The organism is Brevibacterium sp. K11IcPPYGO002, assembly GCF_050920635.1.
GTDB lineage: Bacteria > Actinomycetota > Actinomycetes > Actinomycetales > Brevibacteriaceae > Brevibacterium.
Genome location: NZ_CP131929.1, coordinates 3184474 through 3210613 on the forward strand (window position 1 = coordinate 3184474; position 26140 = coordinate 3210613).

The 26140-nt window shown below is 64.9% G+C and carries 23 protein-coding genes; 9 read left to right on the forward strand and 14 right to left on the reverse strand.

Features of this window, described 5'->3' with window-relative positions; genetic code table 11:
- Positions 1-41: 41 nt before the first annotated feature.
- On the reverse strand, positions 42-1853 hold the full coding sequence (locus tag QYM46_RS14635; RefSeq protein WP_432789536.1) for a formate--tetrahydrofolate ligase: 1812 nt from the start codon (positions 1851-1853) through the stop codon (positions 42-44).
- A 135-nt stretch (positions 1854-1988) separates the two neighbouring features.
- Positions 1989-2351 (reverse strand): MerR family transcriptional regulator, encoded by a 363-nt coding sequence (locus tag QYM46_RS14640; protein WP_432789537.1) that lies wholly within the window; start codon positions 2349-2351, stop codon positions 1989-1991.
- 54 nt (positions 2352-2405) lie between these two features.
- On the opposite strand from QYM46_RS14640, the gene QYM46_RS14645 reads away from it, so the two are divergent.
- Together QYM46_RS14645 and QYM46_RS14650 are read left to right on the forward strand one after the other, a co-directional pair.
- The gene (locus QYM46_RS14645; RefSeq protein WP_432789538.1) at positions 2406-3389 is read left to right on the forward strand and encodes an alpha/beta fold hydrolase; all 984 of its coding nucleotides are present in this window, start codon (positions 2406-2408) and stop codon (positions 3387-3389) included.
- A gap of 25 nt (positions 3390-3414) precedes the next feature.
- Positions 3415-4164: a class I SAM-dependent methyltransferase gene (locus QYM46_RS14650; RefSeq protein ID WP_432789539.1), complete on the forward strand. Its 750-nt coding sequence runs from the start codon at positions 3415-3417 to the stop codon at positions 4162-4164.
- A gap of 46 nt (positions 4165-4210) precedes the next feature.
- Here the strand turns inward: QYM46_RS14650 and QYM46_RS14655 are convergent, their stop codons facing one another.
- A complete protein-coding gene (locus QYM46_RS14655; protein WP_432789540.1) occupies positions 4211-5356 on the reverse strand; it encodes an FAD-dependent oxidoreductase in 1146 nt (381 codons plus the stop codon).
- Between the two features lie 51 nt (positions 5357-5407).
- Positions 5408-6016: a CueP family metal-binding protein gene (locus tag QYM46_RS14660; RefSeq protein WP_432789541.1), complete on the reverse strand. Its 609-nt coding sequence runs from the start codon at positions 6014-6016 to the stop codon at positions 5408-5410.
- 171 nt (positions 6017-6187) lie between these two features.
- Between QYM46_RS14660 and QYM46_RS14665 the strand changes: the two genes are divergently transcribed.
- The gene (locus QYM46_RS14665; protein WP_432789542.1) at positions 6188-6832 is read left to right on the forward strand and encodes a YdhK family protein; all 645 of its coding nucleotides are present in this window, start codon (positions 6188-6190) and stop codon (positions 6830-6832) included.
- Positions 6833-6842: 10 nt separating this feature from the next.
- Here QYM46_RS14665 and QYM46_RS14670 read toward each other — a convergent pair whose 3' ends face one another.
- Together QYM46_RS14670 and galE are read right to left on the reverse strand one after the other, a co-directional pair.
- Positions 6843-7730, reverse strand: coding sequence for a DUF3626 domain-containing protein (locus QYM46_RS14670; RefSeq protein ID WP_432789543.1), 888 nt, complete (start codon positions 7728-7730; stop codon positions 6843-6845).
- A complete protein-coding gene (gene galE, locus QYM46_RS14675) occupies positions 7730-8722 on the reverse strand; it encodes a UDP-glucose 4-epimerase GalE (protein WP_432789544.1) in 993 nt (330 codons plus the stop codon). The genes QYM46_RS14670 and galE overlap by 1 nt, the downstream gene beginning before the upstream one ends.
- 152 nt (positions 8723-8874) lie before the next feature.
- On the opposite strand from galE, the gene QYM46_RS14680 reads away from it, so the two are divergent.
- Both QYM46_RS14680 and QYM46_RS14685 read left to right on the forward strand, forming a co-directional pair.
- Positions 8875-9930, forward strand: a complete 1056-nt coding sequence (locus tag QYM46_RS14680) for a hypothetical protein (protein ID WP_432789545.1) — start codon at positions 8875-8877, stop codon at positions 9928-9930.
- Between the two features lie 85 nt (positions 9931-10015).
- Positions 10016-10540 carry a Dps family protein gene (locus QYM46_RS14685; protein WP_169253015.1) on the forward strand — a complete coding sequence of 175 codons (525 nt, stop codon included), beginning with the start codon at positions 10016-10018 and terminating at the stop codon, positions 10538-10540.
- A gap of 93 nt (positions 10541-10633) precedes the next feature.
- Here the strand turns inward: QYM46_RS14685 and lhgO are convergent, their stop codons facing one another.
- Positions 10634-11848 carry an L-2-hydroxyglutarate oxidase gene (gene lhgO / locus QYM46_RS14690; RefSeq protein ID WP_432789546.1) on the reverse strand — a complete coding sequence of 405 codons (1215 nt, stop codon included), beginning with the start codon at positions 11846-11848 and terminating at the stop codon, positions 10634-10636.
- 476 nt (positions 11849-12324) lie between these two features.
- Here lhgO and QYM46_RS14695 point away from each other — a divergent pair, with 476 nt between their 5' ends.
- On the forward strand, positions 12325-15561 hold the full coding sequence (locus QYM46_RS14695) for a choice-of-anchor G family protein (protein ID WP_432789547.1): 3237 nt from the start codon (positions 12325-12327) through the stop codon (positions 15559-15561).
- A 156-nt stretch (positions 15562-15717) separates the two neighbouring features.
- Here the strand turns inward: QYM46_RS14695 and QYM46_RS14700 are convergent, their stop codons facing one another.
- Positions 15718-17247 (reverse strand): deoxyguanosinetriphosphate triphosphohydrolase family protein, encoded by a 1530-nt coding sequence (locus tag QYM46_RS14700; RefSeq protein ID WP_432789548.1) that lies wholly within the window; start codon positions 17245-17247, stop codon positions 15718-15720.
- A gap of 164 nt (positions 17248-17411) precedes the next feature.
- On the opposite strand from QYM46_RS14700, the gene QYM46_RS14705 reads away from it, so the two are divergent.
- A complete protein-coding gene (locus tag QYM46_RS14705) occupies positions 17412-17600 on the forward strand; it encodes a hypothetical protein (protein ID WP_169253019.1) in 189 nt (62 codons plus the stop codon).
- Between the two features lie 118 nt (positions 17601-17718).
- On the opposite strand, the gene QYM46_RS14710 is transcribed toward QYM46_RS14705, so the two are convergent.
- Positions 17719-19521 carry a thiamine pyrophosphate-requiring protein gene (locus QYM46_RS14710; protein ID WP_432789549.1) on the reverse strand — a complete coding sequence of 601 codons (1803 nt, stop codon included), beginning with the start codon at positions 19519-19521 and terminating at the stop codon, positions 17719-17721.
- A gap of 241 nt (positions 19522-19762) precedes the next feature.
- Here QYM46_RS14710 and QYM46_RS14715 point away from each other — a divergent pair, with 241 nt between their 5' ends.
- On the forward strand, positions 19763-20518 hold the full coding sequence (locus QYM46_RS14715; RefSeq protein ID WP_432789550.1) for an OBAP family protein: 756 nt from the start codon (positions 19763-19765) through the stop codon (positions 20516-20518).
- A gap of 78 nt (positions 20519-20596) precedes the next feature.
- Here QYM46_RS14715 and QYM46_RS14720 read toward each other — a convergent pair whose 3' ends face one another.
- From QYM46_RS14720 to QYM46_RS14730, 3 genes are all read right to left on the reverse strand, one after another.
- Entirely contained in the window at positions 20597-20851 is a 255-nt protein-coding gene (locus tag QYM46_RS14720; protein ID WP_432789551.1) for a peptidyl-tRNA hydrolase, read from the reverse strand.
- Positions 20852-20927: 76 nt separating this feature from the next.
- The gene (locus tag QYM46_RS14725) at positions 20928-21287 is read right to left on the reverse strand and encodes a hypothetical protein (protein WP_432789552.1); all 360 of its coding nucleotides are present in this window, start codon (positions 21285-21287) and stop codon (positions 20928-20930) included.
- 117 nt (positions 21288-21404) lie between these two features.
- Positions 21405-22547 carry a glutathione-independent formaldehyde dehydrogenase gene (locus QYM46_RS14730; RefSeq protein WP_432789553.1) on the reverse strand — a complete coding sequence of 381 codons (1143 nt, stop codon included), beginning with the start codon at positions 22545-22547 and terminating at the stop codon, positions 21405-21407.
- Between the two features lie 331 nt (positions 22548-22878).
- Between QYM46_RS14730 and QYM46_RS14735 the strand changes: the two genes are divergently transcribed.
- Positions 22879-23940, forward strand: coding sequence for an alpha/beta hydrolase fold domain-containing protein (locus tag QYM46_RS14735; RefSeq protein WP_432789554.1), 1062 nt, complete (start codon positions 22879-22881; stop codon positions 23938-23940).
- 115 nt (positions 23941-24055) lie between these two features.
- Here the strand turns inward: QYM46_RS14735 and QYM46_RS14740 are convergent, their stop codons facing one another.
- Complete coding sequence (locus QYM46_RS14740; RefSeq protein ID WP_432789555.1) at positions 24056-24943, reverse strand: YihY/virulence factor BrkB family protein; 888 nt, start codon at positions 24941-24943, stop codon at positions 24056-24058.
- Positions 24940-26025, reverse strand: a complete 1086-nt coding sequence (locus tag QYM46_RS14745; RefSeq protein ID WP_169253024.1) for an AI-2E family transporter — start codon at positions 26023-26025, stop codon at positions 24940-24942. The genes QYM46_RS14740 and QYM46_RS14745 overlap by 4 nt, the downstream gene beginning before the upstream one ends.
- Positions 26026-26140: the final 115 nt, after the last annotated feature.

The following is a 26140-nucleotide window of genomic DNA, read 5'->3' on the forward strand; positions in this document are numbered from 1 at the left end:
TCGCGCGAGGTTGCTGAGCCGCCGTCGGGTAGTAATTGGGTTCAGAAGAGGCCGGTGATGTTGCCGTCGTCTGTGACGTCGATCTTCAGCGCTGAGGGTTCGCGCGGCAGGCCCGGCATCGTCATGATGTCACCGGCGATGACGACGATGAACCCGGCACCGGCCGACAGCCGCACGTCCTTGACCTCGATGATGTGGTCGGTCGGCGCCCCGCGCAGGCTCGCGTCCGTCGACAGCGAGTACTGGGTCTTCGCGATGCACACGGGCGCGTCCCCGTAGCCCTCCTCGGTGAACTGCTTGAGCTTCCGTTTCACCTTGGCCGGCAGGTCGACGTCCTTGGCTTGGTAGATCCGCTGCGCGATCGTGCGAATCTTGTCCTCCAGGGGCTGGTCGAGTTCGTACGAGTACCTCGCCGAGGCGGCCGGCTCCTCACGTGGCGGACGAGTTCCGGACGAATCGTGCGGCCCTTCGCCTCGATTTTCATCACGAATCGTCCGGAACTCGGCGTCGCCGCCGTTCGACGCAGAAGCCCCAGCCCCAGCCCCGCCCGCAGCCTCGACGACCGCCTCCGCCAGGGCGAGCGCACCCTTGCCGCCATCAGCCCAGTGCGTGGACTCCACGGCCGCAATCCCAAGACCATCCAAATGGCTGATCGCAGCGGCCATCTCCTCGTCGGTGTCCGTGGGGAAACGGTTGAAGCACACGACGGGCGTCAGTCCGTAGATCTCGCGCAGGTTCCGACAGTGCAGCTCAAGATTGCTCATCCCCTCGAGCACCGCCGATACGTCAGGAGAGTTCACATCGGCGACGTCGACTCCCCCGTGGTACTTCAGCGCTCGCAAGGTCGCGACGACGACCACGGCAGACGGCCAGATTCCGGCGGTGCGGCACTTGATGTCGAGGAACTTCTCGGCCCCGAGGTCGGCACCGAAGCCGGCTTCCGTCACGACCCAGTCCCCCAGCGCCAGTCCGGCCTTGGTGGCCAGCAGGCTGTTGCACCCGTGGGCGATGTTCGCGAACGGTCCGCCGTGGATGAAGGCCGGCGAATGTTCCAAGGTCTGCACGAGGTTCGGTGCCAGAGCGTTGCGCAACAGCGCAGTCATCGCCCCCGCTGCCCCGATGTCGGCGACGGTGATCGGTTCCCGCCCCCTACTGTGGGCGAGCACGATCCGTCCCAGGCGTTCCTTGAGGTCAGCCAACGAGGTGGCCAGACAGAACACGGCCATGACCTCGCTGGCGACGACGATGTCGAAGGCATCCTCGCGGGGCACTCCCCCGTTCAGACCGCCGAGCCCGACGACGACTCCCCGCAGCGCGCGGTCGTTGAGGTCGACGACCCGGCGGAGGTGGATGCGCCGCGGGTCGACGTCGAGGCTGTTGCCGAAGTGGATGTGGTTGTCGAGCATCGTCGCGGCGAGGTTGTTCGCCGCCGCGATGGCCGCGAAGTCGCCGGTGAAGTGGAGGTTGATGTCCTCCATCGGCACGACCTGCGCGTATCCGCCTCCGGCCGCCCCGCCCTTCATTCCGAAGACCGGGCCCATGCTCGGCTCCCGCAGCGCCAACACGGCCTGGCCGACCTCGGGGTTCGACCGGGCGAGTTCGTTGAGTCCGTCTGCCAGGCCGATGCTCGTCGTGGTCTTTCCCTCACCGGCCGGGGTCGGACTCATGGCCGTGACGAGGATGAGTTTGCCGTCCGCGGCGGTCTCGGCCGCCCGATCGAGGACGTCGATGGGCACCTTCGCCTTCGTCCATCCGTGGGGAATGATGTCCTGCGCGTCGAGACCCAGCCCAGCGGCGATGTCGACGATGGGATCGAGCTCGGCGCTGAGCGCAATATCCATATCTGTGGTCATAAGGCCATCATGCCCGTTCTGCGCGATTTTGTGACCGTCACCGCCCCGAGAATTCGCGCAATGTGCACTGAGTTCCGCCCACCACAACATTCCCCTCGCCGAGGCGGCCGACCGCCCCGTCCCAATGCGGCCCACTCACCCCGCATATTCCGAGCATTCCGGACACCGGGTCATGAGGTCGTGTCGACATTCGCGGACGTGGAGAAGGAACTGCTCCGCTGAGTCGAGCGAGGTCCGCTGTGCCCGAATCGCCGACAGGCGAGCCGCGATCACCGAGGCACGTCCCGCCTCACCGCGATGCAGGATCGCTCGGATCTCGGCAAGACTCATGCCCACGCCCTGACACGACAACACGATCCGGCATCTGCTCAGATGCTCGGCCGAATACTCCCGGTGTCCGCTCGCGGTCCGGTCCGGCACGACGACGCCTTCGTCTTCCCAGTGCCTGAGCACATGCGCAGCCGTTCCCAGCTGCGCTGCCGCATCCCCGATCCTCATGAGACCATGATGACACCTTGACTTCAGGTTGACCTGAAGTTCTACCGTCGTTTCATGACGACGCCAACCGACCGCAGTCCCGCCATCCGCACTTCCACCGACCGCATCACCCTCAGCGACGGCGCCGAGGTCGCCACCAAGACACTCGAACCGAGCGACCGCGACAACGACCGGGGCCGCCTCGGCGAGGTCATCATCTGCCACGGAACCCCCTGGTCATCTCGGATGTGGCTGCCACTCGCCCGCGAACTCGCGCAGACGAACCGAGTCCGATTCTGGGACATGCCCGGCTACGGCGAATCGATTCCCGCCACATCCGACGAGTCGATCCCCGACCCGGCCGGAACGTCGGCACAGCCGACGGACGATCCCCTCGCCGAGGCGGCCCCCGCCGTTGATCTCATCACCCAACGCCGTCGTCTGGCCGAGCTCATCGACTGCTGGAACATCTCGGACCCCCACGTCATCGCCCATGACATCGGCGGCGCCGTCGCACTCGGCGCGCACCTGCTCGAAGGCAGTGATTTCGCGTCGCTGTATCTGCTCGATGTCGTCACTCTCGACCCATGGGGCTCACCGTTCTTCCGCCTCGTCGCCGAGAACGAAAAGGTCTTCGCCGCCCTCCCACCTCGCCTCCATCGCGCCCTGGTCCGCGAGTACATCACGGGGGCGGCGGCCACGACAGCCGACCAATCTCCGTCGAGCGAATGCCGTTCGAACCTCAGCGAAGACCACATCGCCGAACTCAGTGCGCCGTGGTGCACCGACGCAGGTCAGCCTGCCTTCTACCGGCAGATCGCCGCGCTGCGTCCCGAGCACACGGCGCCCATCGTCGACCGCCTCGGCGAGGTCCGCTGCCCGGTCCGCATCGGGTGGGGTGAGGACGATCCGTGGGTTCCCGTCGACCAAGCCGATCGCCTCGCCGAGGCGCTTCCCCACCGTCCGCACGTGACCCGGTTCCCGCGCACCGGGCACCTCGTCCCGCTCGAGGCACCGTACGACCTCCTCGCCGACGTGACCGCATGGCTCGACGGGTGAGAGACGTGTGCGCGAAGATGACGGTATGCGCGCATTCGACGAGCTCGTCACCGAAGCACAATCGGCCGATGTCACCGGCTGGGGATTCGACTGGCTCGACGGCCGCGCCACCGAGGAGCGACCACCGTGGACCTACTCGACGCTGCTGGCCAGACGGCTGTCGACGGCGACCGCGGCCCTCGACATCGACACCGGCGGCGGTGAGGTCATCGACGAGGCACCCGTGCTGCCGCCGCGCATGGCCGTGACCGAATCGCACCGCCCCAACATCGCCGTGGCCCGCCATCGGCTCGGCCCCTGTGGCGTCGATGTCGTCGAGGCCGACCCGGACAGGTTGCCGTTCGCCAACGGCAGCTTCGACCTCGTCACCTCCCGACACCCCGTGAGCCCCGCGTGGTCGGAGATCGCCCGCGTACTCGTCCCCGGCGGCACCTACCTCGCCCAGCACGTCGGTCCGGCCTCGGCCTTCGAGCTCATCGAGTTCTTCCTCGGGCCGCTGCCGGAAAATCGTCGCTCACGGCACCCGCAGACCGAATCCGACGCCGCCGAGGCGGCCGGACTCACGGTCGAAACGCTGCGCACCGCACGCTGCCGCATGGAGTTCTTCGACGTCGGCGCGATCGTCTGGATCCTGCGCAAGTGCCCGTGGTGGGTACCCGATTTCACAGTCGCCGACTACCTGCCACAGCTGCGCGAACTCGACTCGCGGATGCGCAGGGGCGAGCCCTTCGTCGCGCATTCGACGCGGCACCTCATCATCGCGTCAACGCGCTGAGCCAACTCATCGCGTCGAAGCGCTGAACCGCCTCGTCGCGAACAGCTCACCGGGCAGAAACGCCCACCCGGAATCGGTCCGGCACTTCACCGGCGCCCGTGGCGAGGTCGGCTGCGAACTCTCCGAGCAGCGGCGCAAACTTCGCCCCGTGCCCCGAACAGGCCGAGACGAGAACGAGACCGTCGACCTCGTCGATGACGAAGTCCTCGGTCGGCGTGTTCGTGAACAGGCACGTGGTCTCCGCGTACGGCTCCGGAATGAGTCCCGGCAGATTCCGCTTCGCATAGTCGATCATCCGGGTCCGCATGTCCTCGGTGATCTGTCCGTCCTGGTCAAGCGCCGATCCGATCACCTTCCCACCGTTGAACTGGGCGAACTTCTGCCCCGCATAACCGGCATCCCGACCGCCGGGAAGCCCGTAGGTGAACATCTCCCCGGATTTGTGGATGAACGTCGGCCAGGGCGTGTTCGGCCGCCCGTCCGCGACGGCATCGCGGTAAGGCATGTGGAAAGCCTGCTCCTGCCGCACTTCGAATCGCGGCAGCGCATCGAGGAACGCCTGCGGAAGACCAAGATCGCCGAGGAGGGCGGGCAGCCACCCGCCCGCCGCGACGATGACACGGTCGCCCTCGACGACTTCGCCTGTCGCCGAGGTGACACGGAAGCCGCCCGCGGACCGTCGGGCCACCTCGGTGACCGTCCAATCGGTGAGGACCCGGGCCCGCCCCGTGTCCATCGCACGGTCGAGCATGGTCGTCACCGTGGTCTCGGCGTCGATGACGCCGGCATCGGGGTGCCACAGGACGTCGGTGTCGAAGACGAACTGCGGCCACCGTTCGCCGGCTCGTGCCGGATCGAGGATCTCGTACTCGACTCCGACTGCCTCGAAGATCTCGGAGAGCAGATCCGTGTGCCGGGCATCGCCGAAGTCGAGCGCTCCCGTTCGAGTGATGAGCTCGGTCTCCGACTTCGTCTCGAGGTCATCCCACAGCTGCCGGGCGCGCACAACGAGTTCGGTGTAGAGACGATCCGGGTAGGCATACCGGAAGATGCGGGCCGAACCGTGAGAGCTGCCTCGGTCGTTGGCCGGAGTGTGCCGTTCGAGCACGGTGACGTCCTCGCCGCGCGCGGTCAGGGAATATGCGGCTGCGGCACCGGCCAAGCCCGCTCCGATGACGATGTGGTGGGTCATAGCTGCGCTCCTGTTGGATGGGCGTGATCGGTCGGCCGCGCCCGATCGTGCCTACTGCAATTCGAGGTCGGTCACGCAGGTGGGCCCATCGCTTCTCGTCGAGAATTCGGTCGTTCCGGTCTTGCCCTCGGCGGTGATTTCGATGGTACCGGTGATGTCGGATGGCACCCAGAAGCCCACGAAACCGTTGTCGAAGGTCGTCGTCGAGTCATCCACCACTGTTTTGCCTGTCGCCGAGTCGGTGATCACCACGTCGACGTCCTTCCCGCTCAACTCACCGAGACAGGTCGTGAGGCTGTGGTAGAAGCAGTCGTGCGTCTCATCGACGAAGGGAGCGATGGACACATAGCTCTTCCCTTCCGGCAGTGCCATCGTCGCCTCGTGCTGCCCGTCGGTGAGGACGAGCTCGTCCGGCTGCACCGAGGCCATGAGGTCGGTGGGCCTCTCGTCGACAGGCAGGCGATCGAGATGATCGATGACTCCGGTGACGTCTTCGTCGGCCAGATCGAGATCCGCAAGCAGCGCTTCGGCCGAACCCGGCTGCACCGCCGCGGACTCTCCTGATGCAGCGGATGACCCGCTTTCCTGCCCTGGAGCCGAACACCCGGTCAGCGCTAGAGCCAGGGCCGTCGCACCCAACACGAATTGCGTCGTTCTCATATATCTCCCCATGTCACTACGGGTGCAGAGCACCTCTGTCGTCTTGGCAATCATACCCTCAAGGGGTATAGGGTGATCGTGGCGGGCCCAAGGAATGGGATGCCCTCAAATGCTCTCATCTTCCGCCGAGCGAATCCGACGCGACCGTCTCACAGAATCAGGAGACCACTCATGAAGAAGCTCACTCCGACCATTCGATTCACTGCAGTCGCCGCAGCACTCGGACTGGCACTGGCGGGTTGCTCAACCGCGAATGACGACACCCGAGAATCCGGCGGCGAGGACTCCCACGGCAATCACGAATCCGCCTCGAACGAAGCAGGCGGGGCCGACCACGAAGATACGGACAGCAGCGAATCCGGACATGAATCGGGCGGACATGAAGGACACGCTGCCGACGGCGGCGACCCACCGGCAGGAATCACGAAGGCCGCCGACCCGAAGTTCGACGTCGGTGACACAGTCGTCCTCTCCGCCGACCACATGCCGGGCATGAAGGGCGCCGAGGCAGAAGTCTCCGGCGCGTTCGACACGACAACGTATTCGATCAGCTACACGCCGACCGATGGCGGAGACCCGGTCGAGGATCACAAGTGGGTCGTCCACGAAGAGCTTGAGGATCCGGGCAAAGCGCCACTGAAGAAGGGCGCGAAAGCCACCGTCACCGCCGACCATATGCCCGGAATGAAGGGCGCCGAGGCGACCATCGACTCCGCGACCGACGAGACCGTCTACATGGTCGACGTAAAGACAGATGAGATGGAGATGACGAACCACAAATGGGTCGACGAAAGCGAGATGAATCCCGTGGAGTGACGGCGTGGTCTCACCAGGCTCGACCAAACCGAGCGAGGCAGTGCCAGACCTTCTTCAGCCGCTGCTCATCGAGGTTCCACTCGCGGCGGGCGCGTGCGACATGGATGGGTCTCAGCTGCGCCGAGTTCCCCAGAACCTCGGCTATCCGCTGTGCGAGCTCGACCACGTCCTGACCCCGATACTCCGGATACGCGGCGATTTCGGCAACCTCGGCGACATAGCCCGGATGAGTCTCGACGGCGAGACCGCAGCGGTCCGCCGTCTCCAGCACCGCATGATCGTCGAAGCTGGGATCGACGACTAGTGCCTCAACGTCTCCGGGCACCATCACCCCACCGTGGACATGAGCCTCGATGTAGTGATCGAGACGGTCGCGACACAGACCACCTCCGGGCGCAACGGCCGCGTCGTCTGCCGACTCGTCGCGACGAAAGTCGGCAATGAGCCCCATGCGGTCAGCAACCCCGAAGAGCTCCGGACCGAAGGTGCTGTCCGGGTAAGCGAACGACGCTCGCGCAAGGACCTCCGGGCGAAGACGCAGGTAGGCCGGCCCGAACCGCGGTGCCGGCCCATAGGGGTCGCCGTCGAGGTAAAGGGCCCCATAGACCGGTCGTTGCTGCACGTCCACTTGGTCATAGGCTCCGCCGAATATCCGCCGCTCCCAATGCCATCGGTCACCACCGGGAAAGGCGGTCAGGCCCCCATTGCTCGTGCCAGTGACGAATTGGGACACGTATTGCCCACGATCAAGGATCGATGCCAGGACTCCGGTCCCCGAAGCATCGGCACCGGGATGGAAATGCAGTGCCACACGCGCCTCGGCCGGCAGGCCCTGTCCCGCTGCGGAGCGAGCTCGGACCCAGTCGATCGCTGCCGCGGATGGGTCCGGCTGGTTCATCATTCCTGCTCGGGCAGCATCCCTGCGGCCTCGACAGCGCTGCGGACGATCTCCTCGAGACCGAACTCCGCCTTCCAGCTCAGCAGGGCCGAGATCCGGGTGACGTCGGCGACCAGTGCCGGCGGGTCACCGGCACGACGCTCGCCCATGTCGGGGACGATGTCACGGCCGGTCACCTCGGCGATGGTGTCGATGACTTCCTTCACCGAGGCACCGGTTCCGGTACCGACATTGAACACGGTCTCCGTGGTGCCGCCGGCCTTCATGTAGTCCAACGCCGCGATGTGCGCCTCGGCAAGGTCCTTGACGTGGACGTAGTCGCGGATGCACGTGCCGTCGGAAGTGTCGTAGTCGTCGCCGAAGATGATCGGAGCTTTGCCGTCCTTGAGCCGTCCGAGCACGATCGGGATGAGGTTCATGACAGCGGTGTCGGCGAGGTCGTTCCAGCCGGCGCCGGCGACGTTGAAGTAGCGCAGCTTCACGGCGTTGAACGTCGTCCCCCGCATGGCCGAGGCGGTGATCTGGTTGTCGATCATCCACTCGCCGATGAGCTTCGTCTGACCGTAGGGATTGATGGGCCGGCAGTCGAGGTCCTCGGGCACCATGTCGACATCGGGCATGCCGTAGGTCGCGGCCGAGGAGGAGAAGACGAGCGATTCGATGCCGGTCGCTTCGACAGCGGCGAGGATGTTCGTCAGGGCGCCGATGTTCTGCCGGTAGTACATGACCGGTTCCTCGACGGATTCGCCGACCTGCTTCTTCGCGGCGAAATGGATGATCGAATCGACGCTGTGTTCCCTGATCGCGGACACCAGGCGCTCTTCGGCATCGGCTGCGGCCAGGTCGAGGTCGACCACGGGCAGGCCCTCGACGCGAGCGTCGATGCCGGTGGAGAAGTCGTCGACGACGAGCACATCGTCTCCGCGTTCGGTGAGCAGCCGCACCACGTGCGAACCGATGTAGCCTGCCCCTCCGGTCACCAGAACTGCCATGCGCCGAATCCTCCTTCGTCTCGTCGACACGTCTGTATCAGAATACGCGTACGGGTGTCGGAGTTCAGATTCGGCCTGAAAGCCCAGTGAGGAAAGCGTCGGAATTCGCCGTCGCCCTGGCCAGGTACAGACAGCCCTGCCACAGTGGGAAAATGCGCATCCTCCTCATCTGCGATCCCGGGCCCCCGAGCCGCCGTGTGGCCTCGTTCAAGGACGAGTTCGCCGATGTCCTCAGACACGATTTCGAGTCGGATGTGACTGTCGATGTATGCACGGAGGCGCTCCGCGTCCAGGCCGACCACCAGCTGGAGCTGTCGACTCTCGACGCGATCGTCGACCGCTATCCGTCGGCGGACCTCGTCATCATGCTCACGGACATTCCACGCCACACCCAAGGCAAACCACTGATCGCCGAGGTGCTGCCTGCGCGCAACGTCGCTGTGATCTCCTGCCCCACTCTCGGGGCACTGACGACGAAGCGCCGGCTGCTGAAGATCTATATGAGCTGCGTCAATCAGCTCCTGCCAGACGGGCATCTGCCTGCGAAGACGCATCGCCTTCCGCGCTGGGGCCGGTGGTCGAGCCGATCCGAGTCGGGTCGCCGCACCCTTCATGCCCATACCTTCACGGGCGGAACTCGCCTCGTCCTGGGCATGACGATGGCCAATGAGCCGCTGCGGATGGCCCGCAGGCTCTCGCGTGCCATGGCCGCCGCTGCCGCCACAGGGGCGTTCGGCATCTTCTACAGCTCCATCTGGCAGATGTCCCACCATCTGTCTACCGCTCGTCTCATCTCGATCGGCGCCATCGCCATCGCAGTCATGGTCGGCTGGCTGATCACGATCAATCGGCTCTGGGATCGCCCGGTCAATGAACGCCTGGCACAGGTGGTCTTCTACTACAACCTCTCCACCGTACTCACACTCGTCATCTGCGTGACGGGCCTCTACGCGTTGCTGGTCATCGGCATCCTCGCCGGAGGGCTCATCGTCATCGACCCCGAGTTCATGGCGGAGACGATCCACCGGCCCGAAGCCCGCCTGACGAACTACCTCGACATCGCGTGGTTGAGCGCGGCGATGGGCGTCGTCGCCGGCGCACTCGGCTCGAGCTTCGACAGTGATATCGACCTGAAGAATCTCACGCACGCCCAACGTCTGCGTTCCCGCGTCTACGTCGCCCACGACGACGAGTCGGGCACAGTCTGACGGGGGTTACGTCCGATCGGCAACGGCGTTATGGTGGCCACATACTCCGGAACCAAGCGAAACCGGAGCGATTGGAGCAAGAATCATGACACAGTCAGTGACAGTTCCCGACCCGCATGGGTCAGAGAAGACTACTCGCGAGAACGCCGAACACGGCTTCATCGCCTCCGACGCCCTGACCAAGAACCTTCAGACGGTGTTGGTCGACTTCATCGCCTTGAGCCTCACCGCCAAGCAGGCGCATTGGAATATCGTGGGCACGAACTTCCGTGACCTTCACCTCAACCTCGACGAGCTCACCGACATCGCCCGCGCGGGCAGCGATGAGATCGCCGAGCGGATGCGTGCCCTCCATGCCTCCCCCGACGGTCGCCCCGCCGTGATCGCTGAACAGACCGGACTGCCGGAGTTCCCGAACGGCGAAATCAGCACCCACGACGCCATCGATCACATGGTCGCGTCGATCGAGGCAACCGTGGCTTCGATGCGTGACTGCCACGACGAAGTCGACTCGGCGGACCCGACGACCGCCGACATCTTCCACAGCTACATCGCGCAGCTTGAGCAGCAGGCCTGGTTCATCAGCGCAGAGACCCGCACACCCAAGTGAGCCACTGAGCTGAACCGCTCCTGAGACAGTTCGGGCCGCCTCCCCGTCGTCACGGTCGGGTAGGCGGCCTTTCGTCGTCGACGCCCGGAACCGTCATCGTCGGCCATCGATGGTCGCGACGAGGTGTTCGGCAATGGCCAGCGCCGAGGTGGCTCCCGGGGAGGGCGCGTTCCTTAAGAACATCGTGGCTCCCGCCCGATCGATGACGAAATCATCGACGAGTGTGCCGTCCCGGTTCATGGCTTGGGCGCGGATTCCACGGGTGGCGCGGTAGCCGTCTGCCCCGGCGAGGGAGGGGACGTAGCGGGCCGCCTCGGCGACGAATTTCTCGATCGAGAGCACTCCGGGCAGTTCACGGGCCGCGGTGGCCATGTTGCCGGCGGCGAAGCGCCAGAATCCGGGGTCGGCGGCCACGGCCAGCGAGTCGGGGATGTTGAGGCCGAGACCTCGGTAGCCTTCGCGGGAGAAGGAGAGGAAGGCGTTGGGTCCGATCATCAGGCCGCCGTCGATGCGGCGGGTGACGTGGACGCCGAGGAAGGGGTACTTCGGATCCGGGACGGGGTAGATGAGGCCGTTGACCGCGCTGCTGTATTCTTCGTCGAGGATGAAGTACTGGCCGAAGAAGGGCACCACGGTCGGGGTGCGATTCTGACCGGAGCGCGCGGCCAGCCGGTCGGATTGGAGTCCGGCGCAGACGATGACGTGGTCGAATTCCTGGGCGTCGACCGGGGTGCGGACGATGGCGGTGTCACCGGTGGGGCCGCCTCGGTGATCGATGCTTTTGACCGGGGTGGAGAAGCGGACGCGGCCGCCGTGGGTGCGGAAGTCGGCGACGAGGGCGTCGGTGAGGCCGGGGTAGTCGATGATCGCGGTGTGGGGTGAGTGGAGGGCGGCGAGTCCTTCGGCGTTCGGTTCGATGTCGCGCAGTCCATCGCGGTCGATCAGGGCGATGTCGGGTACGCCGTTGGCCAGAGCGCGGTCGTGGATGGCGTGGAGGCGTTCGACTTCTGTCTCGTCGGTGGCGACGACGACCTTGCCGCATTCGTCGACAGCGACATTGTGGTCGTTTGCGAAGTCGCGGATGAGGTCGACGCCGCGGCGGCAGAGCGTGGCTTTGAGGCTGCCTGGCTCGTAGTAGAGACCGGCGTGGACAACTCCGGAATTGTGTCCGGTCTGATGGGCGGCGGGGTGGTCTTCTTTCTCGAAGAGGGTGACGTCGGCGGAGTCGTGGCGGCCCAGGATCTCGCGGGCGACGGCGGCTCCGATGATGCCGGCTCCGACCACTGCCCATCGCGTGTGTTTCGCCATGTCTCAACTCCCTCGTCGATCTCCGTCGTTCCTGCAGTTGGACTCGACTGTAGATGCTGACGAAGCGTCACCATCGGTCCGTCCACACCGCGGAAGCCGTGACCTTGCCGCTGACGACTTGGTCACGGGTCGACATCGCAGGCAGCTTTTTAAATCTCAATTTGTGACATACGGACGCAACACAATGACTCGGTCATGACTGTCATATCGTGCGGAGCCTTGAATCCACCTGTAATCACCAGGCCTGTGAACTGGCCTTTTATCGGCTACAGCGCCCGCGAGACCTGGCTGACAGGATTTCACAACGCCCGCCTACATCTACTTCAACGTAACTATAACGACGAGGTAACTTTTCTTGTGATTCACTGATTACTTTTTCATTACTCCGTAACGTTGTGAGCGTCCTGTCAGGAAACTGCCTGTTTCCGTCCAGGCCGCGCCTGGACCTGATCAGGGTCTGAACGATGTGGAGAACCATGAGAATACTGAGAGGCCGGCCCGGAGCCGGTCGAAAGGCTGCAGTGGGCACAGTCGCCGCAGCGACAGCTGTGGGACTGACGCTGCTGACGACCTCGCCCGGTGCCGCCGATGAACAGAACCCGAACGAAGACTCAGAAGCCTACGGGCAGCTGATTGAGAGTGACCTTCTCGGCGGACAGCTTGCCGATGTCGCATCTGCGTACAGCAGCTCTCCTAACAACACCGATGAGGTCGCGACTCCGCTAGATGTCGAGGCTCTGCAAGCTCTCGATCTCGATCTCGGCAACGGCCTTTCGTTGCCTCTTGTCAGTGAGCCCGGCGGAGATGGGCTGCTCGATCTCGGCGCAGTGGGCGCCCTTAATGCCTTTGGCCATGCCCCTTCGTACGATTCATCGACGGCGAGCGCCGGAGCAGTTGGAGCGGACGGCGCTCTCAACCTCGACCCCGACAATCCCGGTGAATTTGGTAACGCGCAGGTCAATCTGACCGACCTGCTATCTCAGCTCAACGTCGACGCGCTCTCGGACGAGATCGTCGACCAGCTCTCACTCGAGCTCGGCGCAATGGGCAGCACAGCCACCGCGTCCGGAGACAGCATTGATTCCGAATATGTCGTGGCCGACGCCGAAGTCAACCTGCACAGTTCTCTTGCGGGCAACGTTTCTGGTCAGCTCGACGACACTCTCACAGGTGTCGGCGACACCGTCGATGCTGCAACCGGATCGGAGGGAGCCCTCGGCCAGATCCTCAGCGATCTTAATATCGACCTAAGCGCTCTCGGCGTCGGAGTCGCAGTCGAGTCCGGAACCATCGGAGTCGACGGCCTTGACACGGCTCTCGTCGACCTCAGCGATGAACTCATCAATGAGCCACTCGTCGACTCAAACGAAATCGTGTCGATCAATCTTGCCACCGGTGAAGTGTCGGTCAATGTGGCAAAGGCTGCCGGGGAGAACGGACTGAATGGTCTCGATCCCAATACACAGCTGCTGGACGAGGCCACGATCACGAACATCACAGAAGCGATCACCGACGCTCTTGGAACACTGACGACGAAGGTCACCGACGGAGTCACCGATGTACTCAACGACACCTCAGTGACTCTGAATCTCAACGCCGAACTCTCGTATTTGGTGAACAGCACAACAGCAGAGATCACCGTTGAAACCACACTCGGCCAGCTCGCTGGAACGGACACGGCTACCGATCCGGCCATTGACATCGATGCTGACGGCGGAGTGCTCGACACGATCTTGGGGCTGCTCGGAATCAGCCTCAATGACCTGACGGAAGACTTAGTAGAGCCACTGCTCGATGAGTTGGTCGATACGCTGAGCGGAACCCTGGGCACAGTGATCGAAGATATCGGGACGGACCTGTCGGATAACCTCGATGGACTGATCAATCCAGTTGTTGATGGTCTCGGTGGAGTCTTCGACAACCTCAACCTGATTGCTGACGTGACGATCAACGAACAGCCCACTGAAAAGGATCCGGCGCAGGAGAGCCAAGTCAACGGAAACAACGGTCCTGGTTTCACGGTCAATGCGGTGAGCCTTGAACTGCTCCCCGGAATCAGCGCCGCGGACATCAACCTGGCGTCGTCTTCGGTCCGAGCGACCGCGGACGCCCCGGACCCGGGCGATGACGACGCGAACACCAACGCAGCGGCATCGGCCTCGGCTTCGGCCGACGCCGATGGTGACAACAACCCGGCCGCCCAGGCTGCCTCCGAGGCAGCTGCCGATGACAATGCCGACAACACGGCATCGGCAGCAGCTGACGAGAACGCCGAAGCAGCCGCCGAGTCGGCAGCGACCGAGGACGCATCCTCCGAGGCGTCGGCTGATTCGACAACGGATGAGAATGCTTCGTCGACGGCTGCTTCGCAGGCCGCTGCACAGGCTGACAACTCCGATGACACGAACGCAGAGGCATCGACGGCGTCGGACGCGAACTCCGCTGCCGCTTCTGAGGCCGCTTCCACCGCTGATTCCTCGAACGAGGCCTCCGCAGAGGCAGCAGCCGAGTCTGACGCCAGCGCAGCAGCAGATCCTGATGCCGCCAACGAAGCAGACGCGAATGCCAATGTGAACGCAGCCGCTTCGGCCTCGGCTTCGGCCAACGCCGATGACGAAAGCAACGCGGCAGCTGAGGCAGCAGCAGTAGCAGCTGCCGATGACGATGCCAACAACACGGCATCGGCAGCAGCTGACGAGAACGCCGAAGCAGCCGCAGAGTCGGCAGCCAACGAAGAGGCCTCCTCGGAGACCTCGACGGATGCGACATCGGATCCGAACGCCTCGGCACAGCAGGCAGCCAACGCTGCCGCAAACGCCGACAACTCGGACTCGACGAATGCTGATGCTTCGGCCGCCGCTGATGCCGATCCGGCAGCTGCTGCATCCGCAGCCTCGACCGCTGACTCCTCCTCGGAAGCTTCTGCCAACGCAGCGGCTGACGCCGACGGTGCTGATGACGGAGCCGCGGCCACCGCTTCGGACGATTCCGATGCGAATGCCAATGTGAACGCTGCGGCCTCGGCCTCGGCTTCGGCTTCGGCCAACGCTGATGACAACGGCAACGCGGTCGCCGAGGCAGCAGCAGTAGCAGCCGCCGACGCTGATGCCAACGACACGGCATCGGCAGCAGCTGACGAGAACGCCGAAGCTGCGGCAGAATCGGCAGCCAACGAAGAGGCCTCCTCGGAGACCTCGGCCGACGCCACCTCGGATCCGAACGCCTCGGCACAGCAGGCAGCCAACGCCGCCGCCAACGCCGACAACTCGGATGACAGCAATGCACAGGCATCGGCTGCAGCCAACGCCAACGCCGGTGCCGCCGCTTCGGCAGCGTCGACGGCGGACTCCTCCTCGGAGGCATCCGCGTCCGCGGCCGCCGACGGAGCTGAGGCGAATGCCGCAGCGGAAGGCGACGAAGCTAACGCTTCGTCGGCTGACGATGCGAATGAGGCTTCGGCTGATTCGGATCAGGCCGCCTCGGCGAATTCCTCGGCATCGTCGGACGCAGGTTCGGCAGCGAACGCTGGATCCGCTGCCAACGCCTCGGCCGGTTCGAGCACGAACGCCTCGGGCAACGCCGGTGGCGACCTGCCGCGGACGGGTGCCGATGGCCTCCCGGCCATGGTCGGATTCGCCGCACTGCTCCTCGCCGGCGGTGCAGCAGCGGTGTGGGCAACCCGCCGCTACCGCGCCTCGGCTGGTAAGCACTGAGGCCGGCAGGTACTGAGGTGACCCAGCTCAGTTCCTGAGCTGAAACCGCGAACGGCGGGATCGAAGAGAACTCTTCGGTCCCGCCGTTCGGCTGTTCCCCCGCCGTTCGTCATTCACTCGACGGACGCATCCGCCCGACGCCGCCCCAGCGAAGACCTACAACCCGCGCCCAGCCTCCCACGGTTCCTCGGAAGCACCGGTGATCAGGGCGTTGACCGACATGGCCTGCGCATCGGTGAACGAGGCGATATAGTCCACGACCGCCCGAGCACGGCCCCGCCGCACGATCCCGGCCGCGCCCTCCTCCCCCAGTGCTTGAGGGTTGCGTGCGTACAGATCCGAATACTCCTGCGTGGCCGCCTCGACGGAATCGACCAAACGCCGGGGAATCCGCGTCGCCTCATCCGGATCGAGCAGCCACTCATGGAATCCCTCGACCAGGGACGCGATGATCCGCGTCTGCCCACGCTGATACACGGCCAGATCAGACCGTTCAAGCACAAACCGCGCATGCACGAACTTGAGCACCACGACATCGTGCCAAGCCTCCTGGCTCAGTCGCACATGACCGCTGCGGATATGCGGATCCGGGTCGACGACGATCGAGGCCTGCAGCCGATCGATCCACCGCCGAGTGAACCCGGTGACCGCCCGATCCGCCTCCAGTCCCCCGTCGTAGGGAACGCCGAGCAGCCCCTCAACGAGATCCCGGTTGATCCGCTCCACCGACTCCCGGAACGCCTCCTCGGAGGCGATCCACGGATCCTTCTGCCCGATGTGCCGGCGAATCGCCTCGAGCGCATGCCCGGGCCGCCGCCGATCCAGCTCCGCAGATTCCAGGGCCGCCAACTCCCGATGATCGCGCAGCCATCGCCCGAGCTCGGCGGACACAGCCGTGTACTGCAGCACGTTCGACCGGTAGAAATCGTCCAGGTCGTGCACCGCATACGCGATATCGTCGGCGACATCCATGACCGCGCACTCGAGCGTCTGCTGATACTTTGCGATCGCAGGGAACGCCGAGAGCACGTCCGCCATCTCCTCGACTTCGGTGGCATAGGCGGAGAACTTCATCGCTCCCTCGCTGACATCATCACCGACCCCGCGCGGCATCCTGGCCGCCGACGACGCCCGATCACCGGTCCACTCCCCGCGTTCCCACGGATATTTGAGCACCGCGGCCCGAATGGCTCGGGTGAGGTTGAGACCGCGCGCCGTGGCCTCACAGCTGTCGAGGGCGGTGAGGATCCGAAACGTCTGCGCGTTGCCTTCGAATCCGTCGTCGAGGCGCAGCACCTGCCGCGACACCCGGTCGAGTTCCTTCTCGCCGAGGTGGCCGAACGGCGGGTGACCCAGATCGTGGGCGGCCGCAGCCGCCTGGACGACGACAGGATCGCACCCGCCGAGGCGGCTGACCGTGTCCCGGGTCGCCTCGTCAGCGTTGTTCAACGTGATCGCGATCGACCGGGCCACCGCGGAGACCTTGAGCGAATGCGTCAGCCGGTTGTGGATGACCGTGCCGGACCCGGCCTGCGGGATGACCTGGGTGACCGAGGCCAGGCGGGAGAAGAACGGGGAGAACCGGATCCGTTCGATATCGACGCGGAACTCGTCCTCTCCGGGGCGGGCCTCCTCGGCGACATTGCGATCGCGACCTCCGGTGGTGTGAAATCTCTGTCGTTCCATGAACTCAGACTACCGATACCAGCCCCCACAGCTCCTTGTTGCTACCTGACGGGGGCCCAGCAACCTGGCGCGAGGTTGCTGGGCCCCCGTCAGGTAGCAAGGGGAGTCGTTGAGACTCGTGTCACAGTGACGTATGGTCGGAATACCTATAGGAGGTGGTCACGATGACCGGAGTCAATGAGGATTTCTACCAGCCAGCGACCCGACCTGGCGACATCATCGAAGTCGAGGACGAAGAGACCGGCGAGATGGTCAAGCATGTGATCTACCTCGACGAGTTCGGAAACGGCACGAAGACGCGACCGTTGAGCGAGGAAGAGCTCAAGGACCTCGACGAGGCTTCCGAGGACTGACCTCGAACCAGCGCTCACTCAGCGCAGCTGCCACCGCGGACACCGGATCACCGGTGTCCGCGGTCGTGGTTGAGGGGTCCTGCTGGACCGCGTGATGGAGCAGCTCGACGAGCCGTCATCAGTCATCCGAGGTCAGACCCATGCGCGCGAACAGTCGCGCGGCGGTGGCGCGATAGCTCTGTTTGACTACCTGCCCGAGCTCTGGATCCCCGCCCAGCAGGGATTCCGCGAGGCCTTTGGCCTGTGCGAAGGCGATGTGGGCCGGCAGCGGCGGCGTGTTGCGGTCGCAGCGGACGTCGAGGACGACCGGCCGGTCGGCGGCGAATGCTTGGTCGAAGGCCGCGTCGATGTCCTCCGGATCGTCGACGGTGATGCCTCTGAGTCCGAGCAGCTCCGCATAGCCCGCGTAGTCCATCGACTCGACCAGCTGGGCCGTGTCCCACCTCGGGTCACCGGCCTCCCGCATCTCCCAGGACACCTGGTTGAGGTCGCCGTTGTTGATGACGAGGACGACGAAGGTGGAGTTCGACCATTCCCGCCAGTGACGTTTGACGGTGAGCAGACCGTTCATGCCCATCATCTGGAAGGCTCCGTCGCCGATGGTGCACACCACCGGACGATCGGGATGCGCGAACTTGCCGGCCAGCGCATAGGGCATCGCGGCGAGCATCGAGGCCATCCGACCCGAGAGGCTGCCCATCTGGTTCGGCCCCAGTTCGATATGGAAGCCGTACCAGTCGGCCGTGCTCCCGGCGTCGCAGGTGATGATCGCGTTCTCGGGCAGACGTTCGTTGAGGGAGACGAAGACCCGGCGGGGGTTGATCGGATCGGCTTCGGTCTGCGCGACCCGCGTGTTCTCCTTCGCCCACGCCCGATTCTCCTCGGCGATCTTCTCCTGCCACTCGGTCGCGTGCTGGCTCAGATGCGGCTGCAGGGCCGCCAGAGTGGTCTTCGCATCACCCCACAGGTTGACCTCGGTGGGGTAACGGAGGCCCAGGTGACGTGGTGACAGGTCGATCTGCACGGCCCGGGCCCGCCCGGTCGGCGGCATGAACTCGCCGTAGGGGTAGTTCGTGCCGACCATGAGCAGGGTGTCGCATTTCTGCATCATGTCGTAGCTCGGCCGCGATCCCAGCAGACCCAGCTGCTGGGTGTGGTAGCCGACGTCCCCCGGCACGACCTGTTTGCCCAGGAGCGTGGTGATGACACCGGCACCGAGGCGCTCGGCGACGCTGATGACCTCATCGGTCGCTCCGATCGCTCCCTGTCCGACGAGCATGGCGACCTTCTGGCCGCTGTTGAGGACCTCCGCCGCACGGGCGAGCGCATCGTCATCGGGCCGCAGCCGATCCTCGGCGTGGCCGATGCCCGTGCGGGAGACGAAATGCTCGGCTGTGGGCTCTTCCATGTCCATCGTCTGTACGTCGGCGGGGAGGACCACGACAGCCGGTCCGCGATAGGCCTTGGCCATGCGTACGGCCTTGTCGACGACGAGCTGGGCGTGCATCGGGGTGGTCACGGTCTGCACGAACACCGCCGCGTCGGCGAAGAGGCGTTCGAGATTGATCTCCTGTTGGAATTCGGAGTTCAGCGACACCCTCGCCTGTTGGCCGACGATGGCGACGACTGGCGCGTTGTCGCCCCTGGCGTCGTAGAGGCCGTTCATGAGGTGGATGGCTCCGGGGCCTGAAGTCGAGACGCACACGCCCACGTTCCCGGTGAACTTCGCGTGGGCGGTGGCCATGAACGCGGCCTCCTCTTCATGAGTGGGGCGCACATAGGTGAAGTCCTTGCCCTCGTCCTGAGCTCGGCCCATGGCCCCGTCGAAACCGCCGATGCCGTCGCCGGGGTATCCGTACCACCGGCGCAGGTCCCAGGCGATGAGTCGATCGATGATGAAGTCGCTCACGGACGTCGCCATGGCACTCTCCTCAGGTGTCTCGAGTCGCAGATGTGATGCGGTCGTCGCGGTGCGCCGACCTGGCCCTCCAGGCTTGCCCTCGATATGGCTGCTGTCAAGACCCCGGGCCCTTGGCATCAACGCCTCACCGAACACCCCCGGGACCTTCTTGCGAGGCTCGGGAAGACCCGTCCGCGGGCGCGGGACGCTCCCCCATGCGAGGGGGCTTACCAGATCCGCAGGCAGTGGCTAACGTGAATGGATGAGCACATCACGACTGCAATCGTTCAGTCTCGGGGCAGCGACAGCCGTGGCTGCCGGACTCGCGGCAATCGGGTCGCGCAAGGTGGCGACGTGGGCCAAGATCGGCAAGGGGCATCCGCTCAAGCATCGGCTGCTCGACGTGTCATCGCAGGCTCTGCAGACGAAGTATCCGCTCGAGGCCATGAGCACCTATCTCGACGGCCTGCACATGTACGCCGATGACATGGGTCGGCAGGTCGAAGCGGCACACTTCTGCATTCACCTGCGCCATGACCTGCACCAGTGCGTCATCTTCGATCGCAATGAACCCGACGCTCGACTCATCGGCATCGAGTACATCATCAGTGCAGAACGATTCGACGCACTGCCCGCCGAAGAGAAGCGACTGTGGCACAGTCACCACTATGAGGTGAAATCGGGCATTCTCACGGCTCCCGGCGTTCCCGAGCTCGCCGAGCGCTCCTACTTCGAGGACCTCGTCTCCACCTATGGGAAGACCTTCCATACTTGGCAGTACGACCGCGACGACTTCCCCTTCGGGATTCCCCAGCTGATGATGGGCTTCACCGACGACGGTCAGGCCCAGGCAGAGCTGCTCAGCGACCGAGACGCCCGCGTGGGCGTGTTCACACAGGAGAGGCGCGCGCACCGCGAGAACATCCCGATGCCGCATGTCGCCGCCGAGGCGAACGCGTGGGAGAGCGGACACACCGTGCAGACGACGTTGCGTGACGTTCCTCTGCGGAGAGACTGAGGCGGGTCCAGCACAGGTCTGCCGATCCCGCACGGGCACCCGATTCCGTCGACGCACAGCGTGGTCTCGGAATCGACCTCACCACGACGCTCGGGCGGTCTCCGTGGGTCCGTCGACCTCGGTGAAGCCGGCGTCGACCACGCTGATCTGCTGGTCATCCGCCGCCCACGCGTCCGCCGTTGCAGTCTGCACGCGCAGACTGAATCCGGACTCACGCCAGCGGTTCCGCACATCGTCGGGCATCTGTTCGAACGCCAGCTGCGCGGCGTGACCGCATTGGGCGGCGGCCTTCCCGGTCGTCAGCGTGAGCTCCGGTGAGAGGTCGATCGTCACGACCGCCTCGGCGGCGGGAACCGTCGATTCGCCCTCATCCGGGAACTCGGTGCCGCCGACTTGCAGCTTCTTCAGCTCAGGCGGCAGGGGTGCGACGGGGCCGGGTGCGAAGACGAGTGCCTCGGCGGGGGGCGAATTCTTCGGTGCCGCCGAAGGTCACGCTCACACACCCGAGGGCACGGGCGTCGTCGAGTTTCTTCCCATCACCGCGGCGAACGACCTTACGGATGGCTCCGTCGCGCCAGTACTCGACGGCATCGTGCCACTCACCGCCCTCCTGGGCACGCGGGTCGTCGAGGAACGCCACAACGGCTCGGGCGGTGGCTTCGAGGACGTCGATGTGGCGGGCGATGGCGGTCTTCGACCGACGCACGACGATCGGCAGTGACCATGGGACTTCATGGTCGGTTTCGTGTCGGCGCATGTGCTCGGTCATAGAGCCGATCCTAGCTGTGCATCATCGAGTCCTGCACTGACGGCCGTCTGCGGCGCCGAAGCCGCTGTGCCCCCGGCGCCGCAGTGGCGAACGCGCTGACGCACCCTCATCGGGTTATCAGCCGCGACCGGGGTGCAGCAGAACCTTCGAATAGCCTTCTTCGCGTTTGTCGAATTTCGCGTATGCATCCGGAGCGTCGGACAGCGGCAGCTCCTGAGAGACGACGAAGCCCGGCTGCGCCCGTCCTGCGATGATGAGGTCGCGCAGCTGATGTGCATAGCGCTTGGCATCGGCCTGTCCGGTGCCGATCGACTGCCCTTTCTCAAACAACCGGCCGATCCTGACCAGCAGCTCCCCCTTTGCCGAATGTTCGTCAGGAGCTCCCGGATCGGAGGGCAAGTACAGACCGACGACGCCGATGCCACCGGTGTGACGGACCGTGCCGACGAGCTGGTTGAGCACTGCGGCCGGCTGCTCCTCGCCGTCGGCCGCCGTCGCCTGATAGCCCACGGCGTCGATTCCGCGATCAACGCCGTAGTCGCCGAGAGCCTCGGTGATCTGTTCGACCGGGTCACCGTCGTCGAAGTTGATCGGCTCAGCTCCGATGCTCTTGACGAGGTCCAGGCGGCTGGGCACGTGATCGACCGAGAAGACCCGGCTCGCCCCCTTGAGAAGGGCAGAGTATGCGGCCATCATGCCCACCGGTCCGGCACCGTAGACGGCCACCGTCTCGCCGGGCCGCACTCCCGCCAGTTCAGTCGCATGATAGCCGGTGGGGAAGATGTCGGCGAGCAGTGAGAATTCCTTCTCGTGCTCGTCTCCGGGCGGCAGCGGCACACAGTTGTAATCTGCGAACGGCACGCGCAGGTATTCGGCCTGACCGCCGCCGTAGGGTCCCATGCCGACGTAGCCGTAGGCACCACCGGCGGTTCCCGGCTCGTTGACCGTCAGACAGAACGCCGACTTGCCGGCACGGCAGTTGTCGCAGAACCCGCAGGCCACGTTGAAGGGCAGAACGACGCGGTCGCCCTTCTTCACTGTGTACACACCCGAGCCGACCTCCTCGACGATGCCCATGTTCTCATGCCCGAAAGTGATACCCGGCTGGGCATCCGTGCGCCCTTCGTACATATGCAGATCCGAACCGCAGATCGCTGCGGTGGTGATGCGCACGAGCACATCTGTCGGATCCTGGATCGTCGCATCTTCGACTTCTTCGACCGCGACCTCGTGCGGCCCTTTGTAGACGACTGCCTTCATCGGATACTCACCTCCGTGGCCGCCTCAGCGACGGCCTCGTCGTTGTCGACGGTTGGTCCGCTCACCCCTGCGGCCACGGCGGCCGCGTCATCGGGAAGTGCGAACGGAATACCGCCTGAACGCCATTGTGGACCTGCCTGCCGATCGGGCGGAAGCCCCCTCAGCCGGCTGCCCGAGCAGCCGGTCCTCGACCACCGCGAAGGTTTCTGCGGGTAAGGTGGAATCAGCAGTGAGGCGCACGCTGCGGCAGGGGCAGTCGTCGACACGAGCACTGTGTACGACTCGCCTGCTCTGGACAGTCGAGAGAGTTGAAGTCGTGACGGAGGAGTCTATGAAACTCGTCGGGGAGGCATCCGCTGGAGCGACATGCACTGCGATTCCCGCTGACATCCTCGCCGGAATGTCTGACCAGATGCGGGCTGTGCTCGAACTCCAGTCCGCCCGCGCCGCGGACTGTGCCCAGGCAGGACTGCGGGCGGTGAAGGACGACATGGATCCCGAAACGGCACGCCTGACAGCGAACCGTGCCGAATACTGCGCCGAACGCTCCTACTGGAACGAAGGCGGCCCGACGATGGCCCGCACTGATGACGGGCATATCCGCGCCGCCGAAGTCGACGTTCCGATCCGCATCCACCGGCCCCTCGCCGAGGCGGTCCTGCCCGGGATCGTGTTCCTCCACGGAGGCGGGTTCACCGTCGGCAACCTCGACACCCATGACCGCATCATGCGGGTGCTCGCCGAGGCGAGCGGAAGTGCCGTCATCGGAGTGGACTATTCGCTGTCCCCCGAAGCGAAGTTCCCGCAGGCACTCCACGAATGCGCGGGCATCGTCGACCACCTGGCCGCACACGGCGTGGACTTCGGCGTCGACGGTGCCCGATTGGCCGTCGCCGGCGACTCGGCCGGGGCCGGACTGACGCTGGGCACCGCTCTGCTGTTACGCGACGACCCCACCGCCGCCGGGGCACGATCGTCGGCATTCTCCTCGCTGCGCGCTCTCATCTCGGTCTACGGCAGTCACGGACTGGTCGACTCCGCCAGCCGAAGGCTCTTCGGCGGGGAGTGGGACGGCATGGGCGCCAACGATCTCAACAACTTCAGGGACGACTACTTCGCCGTCCCCGAGGACGAGCAGTCGCCGTTCGCGTCCCATCTCACTGCTGACCTGTCCGGTCTGCCTCCGGTGTTCGTCGCCGGCGCCGGGCTCGACCCGCTGCGCGATGACAGCCGCGCCTTGGCTCGGTCACTGGCACGGGCGGGCAACGATGTCGAGTTCGAGGAGTACCCGAATGTGCTCCACTCTTTCCTCCACTTCGGCCGCCTCGTCGATGAAACCGACAAGGTGCTGGCCAGCGCTGCCGACTTCGCAGCCGACCGTATCCGTCGATGAATACAGAGCTGAGAGGACACGTTCAGCGGCCCGGGACCTGATTTCTCAACCCCGGGCGGCTCTGACTGCAGGCAGCTGTGCGCCGACGACTGTCTCCATTCGACGGACCGGCTCTCTACGGAAGTCGCAACCGCTCGTCTGCGGCACCGTCGGACTGCCGCTGCCGCTCGCGTTCGATCTCAGCGTCGAACTCGGCACCGAGGAGCAGCGAGAGGTTGACCATCCATATCCAGGCGAGCCCGACGATCACTCCCCCGATCGACCCATAGGTGACGTTGTAGCTGCTGAAGTTGTTGATATAGAGAACGAAGCAGGCCGACACGGCAAGCAGCACGAGCAGAGCGACGAACGCACCGAGGCTGACCCAGCGGAACGTCGGCTGCCTGACGTTCGGGGTCACGTAGTAGAGCAGAGCGATGAGCAGCATGACGAAGAAGACGAAGACCGGCCATCTGACCACGTTCCAGATCAGCAGGGCAGTCGCGCCCATTCCGATGAGCTCGCCGAGCGTCTCGGCGATGGGCCCGGACAGCACGAGCAGCAGCCCCAGAGCGGCCAGCACGAGAAGCGTGACCACGGTCATCAGCAGCATGAGCGGCTTGAACTTCCAATAGGGACGGGTCTCCTCGACCCGGTAGACGGCGTTCAGGGCACGACCGAACGCTCCGACGTATTTCGACGACGACCAGATCGCCAGCAGCAGGCTGCCGATGAGGGTGGCTCCCGCCGACGACGACTCGGTGAGCTCGACGATGAACGGCCGGATCGCCGAGGCTGCCTCGGCCGAGACTCCGTGGACCAACGAAAGCACCGCCTTCGTGGTCGACTCGGCTTCCCCGACCACGCCGAGCAGCGAGACCAAGGCGAGGATGGCCGGTGCCGCAGAGAGCAGAACGTAGAAGCCCAGTCCGGCAGCTCTGTCGAGGCACTCGTCTTCGAGCAGACGTCGAAGAGCGCCCTTGACGATCCGGACTCGATTCAGCCGTGGCGTGGCCCGGCTCATTGCATTCCCACTCTGTAGTCCTTGGCCGCATGGATCATCGAGTTGAGAGTCGCGATGACCGGCACGGAGAAGAAGGCTCCGGCGATGCCGGCGACCGCTGCTCCCGCTGTCACCCCGAGGATCACCGCCAAGGGGTGGATCTTCACTGTGGGTCCTGTCAGCCACGGCTGCAGGACATGGCTTTCGAGCTGCTGTACGACGATGACGATCCCGAGCATGATCAGGCCGTGGACCCAGCCGTTGAAGAGCAGCGCCAAGCCTACCGCGACTGCGCCGCCCACGATTGCTCCGACGAACGGCACGAAGGCACCGAGGAAGACCACCAGGGCGATCGGCACCGCCAATGGGACCCCGAGGATCAGTGCGCCCACTCCGATCCCGATCGCGTCGCTGGCCGCGACGACGAGCTGGATCCGAATGAAGTTCGTCAGCGTCTTCCACCCGGCCTCGCCGGCCGCCCAGATCCGCGCATGCGCCTTCTTCGGCCAGATGTTGACGACCCAGGTCCAGATGCCCCGTCCGTCGATGAGCGCGAAGAGGGTGACGAACAGGATGATGAGAGCGCCTTCGATGATATGAGCCGCCGTCGTGCCCACTTCGGCGGCGCCGGAGCCGAGACCTTCTGCATTGTCCTGCAGCCACTTCCCCGAGGAATCGACGAAATCATTGAGTTTGGCTTCGGTGATTCCGAACGGCTGCATGGCCAAGAACTGCTTCGCCGCGTCCAGGGTTGTCGCCACCTGCTTCTGGATCTCAGGTATCTCACCTCTGATCTGAACGGTGATGAGGAGGGTGAGTCCGGCCAGCAGGCCGAGAACGGCGACCCAGACGGTCACCACCGCCAGCCATTTCGGCCACCGATGCCGCTGCAGGAACGACGACAAGGGCACCAAGAGGGCAGAGAGGACGAGGCCGGCCAGGAACGGGATGACTATCTGAGCGACCTGCAGGGCAACGAAGATCGCAACTGTGATCCCTGCGATGATCACCAGCAGGTATCCGGTGAAGCGGGCACCGAGTTTGAGCCCCTCGGGAATCGGGTCATCGCGATTCGGAGTCGCGTTCGGCGAACCTTCAGTCATGGCCCAACACTAATGCCGCGAGGCACTCAGTGGGTGGGTCGTTTCCTTCGGCCCCGTTCCCTTCTGCAACGGTTCCGGTCAGCGGCCTCCGAGAGAAATCCGAAGAATCACTCAA